Source organism: Saccharopolyspora sp., assembly GCF_017434145.1.
GTDB classification, from domain to species: Bacteria; Actinomycetota; Actinomycetes; order Mycobacteriales; family Pseudonocardiaceae; genus Saccharopolyspora_C; species Saccharopolyspora_C galaxeae.
The window spans coordinates 1-4510 of record NZ_JAFRFW010000621.1 but is presented as its reverse complement, the minus strand read 5'-3'; the positions used below and the strand labels follow the sequence as shown (position 1 = coordinate 4510).

2 protein-coding genes are annotated in these 4510 nt (G+C 71.2%); both read left to right on the top strand.

All coding sequences use genetic code 11. The annotated features are described in order from the left end of the window. Positions 1 to 3568: cobaltochelatase subunit CobN (cobN, locus tag IJH84_RS17080; protein WP_295146173.1), on the top strand; the 3568-nt coding region annotated here is incomplete at its 5' end. Positions 3569 to 3994: 426 nt separating this feature from the next. Beyond that, positions 3995 to 4510 (top strand): YbfB/YjiJ family MFS transporter (locus tag IJH84_RS17075; protein WP_295146171.1); only part of this gene is annotated, 516 nt, incomplete at its 3' end.

Genomic DNA, 4510 nt, shown 5'->3' with positions numbered 1-4510 from the left:
CGCCGTCTCCGGCGTCGCGCAGTTCCGGCTCGGCAACCCCGCCCGGCTCGGCGTGGACGTCCTGCCGCCGCTGCTGGTAGGCGTCGCCCTCGTCGTGGTCCGCCTGCTCGGCGGCCGCCGCGCCTGGGAGGAGGGCCTGGACGCGCTGCTGGCCGGACCGCGGCCGGTGGTGGTGCTCGGTGGCGAACAGGCCCCGGACGCCGAGCTGATGGAGTGCTCCACGGTGCCCGGCGGGGTTTGCGCGCAGGCGCACAGCTACCTCGCCCAGGGCGGGCCGCAGAACCTGACGCAGCTGTTCCACTTCCTGTCGGACACGATCCTGCTCACCGGACACGGCTTCGAGCCGCCGGTGGAGACCCCCAAGTGGGGCGTGCTGGAACGCGAGCCGCGCCGCACCGAGGGCCCGACGGTGGCGGTGCTGTACTACCGCGCGCACCACATGGCCGGGAACACCGCGTTCGCGCACGCGCTCTCGGAGTCCATTGAGGACGCCGGTGGGCAGGCGCTGCCGGTGTTCTGCGCCTCGCTGCGCGCTCCGGAGCCGGGACTGCTGGACACGCTCGAGCAGGCGGACGCGCTGATCGTCACGGTTCTCGCGGCGGGCGGCACGAAACCCGCGACCGCGCAGGCCGGTGGCGACGACGAGGCGTGGGACGTGGGTGCGCTGGCCGAGCTGGACATCCCGATCCTGCAAGGGCTCACGCTCACCTCCAGCCGCGCGGCGTGGGAGGAGAACGACGAGGGACTGTCCCCACTGGACATGGCCACGCAGGTGGCGGTGCCGGAGTTCGACGGGCGGCTGATCACGGTGCCGTTCTCGTTCAAGGAGAACGACTCCGAGGGCTTGCCGGTCTACGTCGCCGATCCGGAGCGCACCGCGCGCGTCGCCGGGACCGCGGTACGGCACGCGCAGCTCAAGCACGTGCAGCCGCAGGACAAGCGGCTGGTGCTGATGCTCTCGGCGTATCCGACCAAGCACTCCCGCATCGGCAACGCGGTCGGGCTGGACACCCCGGCCAGCGCGGTGAAGATGCTGGCCACGCTGCGCGACGCGGGCTACGACATCGGCCCGGCCGACGGCCCGGACGCGCTGCCCGGCGTCGCCGCGCAGGACGGTGACGCGCTGGTGCACGCGCTGATCGCGGCGGGTGGGCAGGACCCGGACTGGTTGTCCGAGGAGCAGCTTTCCGGGAATCCGGTGCGGATTCCGGCCAAGCGCTACGCCGAGTGGTACGCGACGCTGCCCGCGGACCTGCGCGAGAGCATCGAGCAGCACTGGGGTCCGCCGCCTGGCGAGCAGTTCGTGGACCGCTCGCACGACCCGGACGGCGAGATCGTGCTCGCCGCGCTGCGCGCGGGCAACGTGGTGATCATGGTGCAGCCGCCGCGCGGTTTCGGCGAGAACCCGATCGCGATCTACCACGATCCGGACCTGCCGCCGAGCCACCACTACCTGGCCGCCTACCGCTGGCTCAACCACGAGTTCGGCGCGCACGCGATGGTGCACCTGGGCAAGCACGGCAACCTGGAGTGGCTGCCGGGCAAGACCGCGGGCATGTCGGCGTCCTGCGCGCCGGACGCGGCGCTGGGCGACCTGCCGCTGATCTACCCGTTCCTGGTCAACGACCCCGGTGAGGGCACGCAGGCCAAGCGGCGGGTGCACGCCACGCTGGTGGACCACCTGGTGCCGCCGATGGCGCGCGCGGAGAGCTACGGCGACATCGCCAAGCTGGAGCAGCTGCTCGACGAGCACGCGCAGATCTCCGCGATGGACCCGGCGAAGCTGCCCGCGATCCGCAGCCAGATCTGGACGCTGATGCAGGCCGCGAAGCTCGACCACGACCTCGGGCTGGAAGAACGCCCGCACGAAGCCGAATTCGACGACATGCTGCTGCACGTCGACGGCTGGCTCTGCGAGATCAAGGACGCGCAGATCCGCGACGGCCTGCACATCCTCGGCGGCGCGCCGACCGGTGAGCCGCGGGTGAACCTGGTGCTGGCGATGCTGCGGGCGCGGCAGATGTGGGGCGGGCAGTCCGCCGCGCTGCCCGGCCTGCGCGAGGCGCTGGGCATGTTGGAGGACGGCAGCGTCGCACGCGGCACCGTGGACGACGTGGAAACCAGCGCGCACGCCCTGGTTTCCGGCATGGAGGAGCACGACTGGGAGCTCTCGGCGGTGCCGGAGGTCTGCCGTTCGGTGCTCGGCGAAGCACCGGACGACGTGGTGCGAGTGCTGGAGTTCGCGGTTTCCGAACTCGTTCCGCGGCTGGCGTCCACAACGGACGAGATGACCGCGGCGCTGCACGCGCTGGAAGGCGGCTACGTCCCGGCGGGCCCGAGCGGTTCGCCGCTGCGCGGCCTGATCAACGTGCTGCCGACCGGCCGGAACTTCTACTCGGTGGACCCGAAGGCGGTGCCGAGCCGGCTTTCCTGGGAGACCGGCCACGCCATCGCGGACTCGCTGATCGAGCGCTACCTGGACGAGACCGGGGAATACCCGCGTTCGGTGGGGCTGTCGGTGTGGGGCACCTCGGCGATGCGCACTTCCGGTGACGACATCGCGGAAGTGCTCGCGCTGATGGGCGTGCGGCCCACCTGGGACGAGGCTTCGCGGCGGGTCAACGGCCTGGAAGTGATCCCGCTGGAGGAGCTGGGGCGCCCGCGCGTGGACGTGACGGTGCGCATCAGCGGCTTCTTCCGCGACGCTTTCCCGCACGTGGTCACGCTGATCGACGACGCGGTGCGCAAGGTCGCCGCGCTCGACGAGCCGCACGAGCAGAACTTCGTGCGCGCGCACGCGCAATCCGACGTGGCCGAGCACGGTGACGAACGTCGTGCCACCACAAGGATCTTCGGCTCCAAGCCGGGCGCGTACGGGGCCGGTTTGCTGCCGCTGATGGACAGCAAGAACTGGCGCGACGACACCGACCTCGCCGAGGTTTACGCGGTGTGGGGCGGTTTCGCCTACGGCCGCGGGCTGGAAGGCACCGAGGCGCGCGGCGACATGGAGTCGGCGTACAAGCGGATTTCGGTGGCAGCGAAGAACGTCGACACCCGCGAGCACGACATCGCCGACTCGGACGACTACTTCCAGTACCACGGCGGCATGATCGCCACGGTGCGCGCGCTTTCCGGCAAGGCACCGGCGGCCTACATCGGCGACAGCAGCAGGCCGGACTCGATCCGCACCCGCTCGCTCACCGAGGAGACCTCGCGCGTTTTCCGGGCGCGCGTGGTGAATCCGCGCTGGCTGGACGCGATGCGCAAGCACGGCTACAAGGGCGCGTTCGAGCTCGCGGCCACAGTGGACTACCTGTTCGGCTACGACGCCACGACCGGCGTGGTCGGCGACTGGATGTACGAGAAGCTGGCCGAGACCTACGTGCTCGACGAGGAGAACCAGAAGTTCCTCACCGAGTCCAACCCGTGGGCGCTGCACGGCATCACCGAACGCCTGCTGGAAGCGGCGAACCGGAACATGTGGGAATCCCCCGACCCGGACACCATCGCCGCCCTGCACGAGGTCTACCTGCAGGCCGAAGGTGACCTGGAGGACGGCCCGCAATAATCCTGAGCCCCGAGTGAACGGACTGTTCGACCCACCGGATCGGGCGAACGGTCCGTTCACTCCGCGAGAAATACTCCCGCGCGGGTGCGCACTCGGCACTCAGCTCGCGCCGATCATGGGCCCGCGTGCACTCGCTGGGGAGGATCCCTACATCCGGCGCCGACTCGGCAGCACCGTCCCCGCCATGCTCGACCGGCCGTTCGTCATCGAAGGTCGCGGCGAGCTCCGCGACCGCGTCGTCGCGCTCGCCGATCGCCTCACCTCCTGCGCGCGCCAAGGCTGACGGCCGGGTGCGGCGCCCGCCCGGTTTCGCGTTGCACCGCCCGGAAAATCCGCTTCGCGCCGAACGGAACGTGGTGCTGCGCACGCAAGACTGGTGCGGGGAAGTGGGGGCTGCTCAGCTGAGCGGCGGGGAAGGGAGGACCCATGCCGCGGGAACAGGAACTCACCCCGGCCACCGCCGCGCCACCGCGCTCCTTCGGAGCGGACGTGCTGGTCGCGTTCGGGCTGGCACTGGGATCGTCGGCCGCACAGGGCCTGGGACGGTTCGCCTACGGGCTGCTGCTGCCGTCGATGAGCGAGGCGCTGCACTGGTCCTTCGCCACCGCCGGACTGCTCAACACCGCGAACGCCGCCGGATACCTGCTGGGCGCGCTGGTGGCGGCACCGGTCGGGCGCCGCTGGGGCACCAAGCGGCTCATGCTCGGCGGACTGGTCGCCACGGCGGTGTTCCTGGCGGCCTCGGCGCTGACCGCGAACGTGGCGCTGCTGTTCGCATTGCGGCTGCTGACCGGGATCGCCGGTGCGGTGGCGTTCGTGCTGGGCGGAGTGCTGGCGACGCACCTCGGGCACGGGCGGCCGGGTGGCCGGTCGGCGGTGCTGCTGGGGATCTACTTCGCCGGTGGCGGGCTGGGCACGATGCTGTCCGGGCTGGTGCTGCCT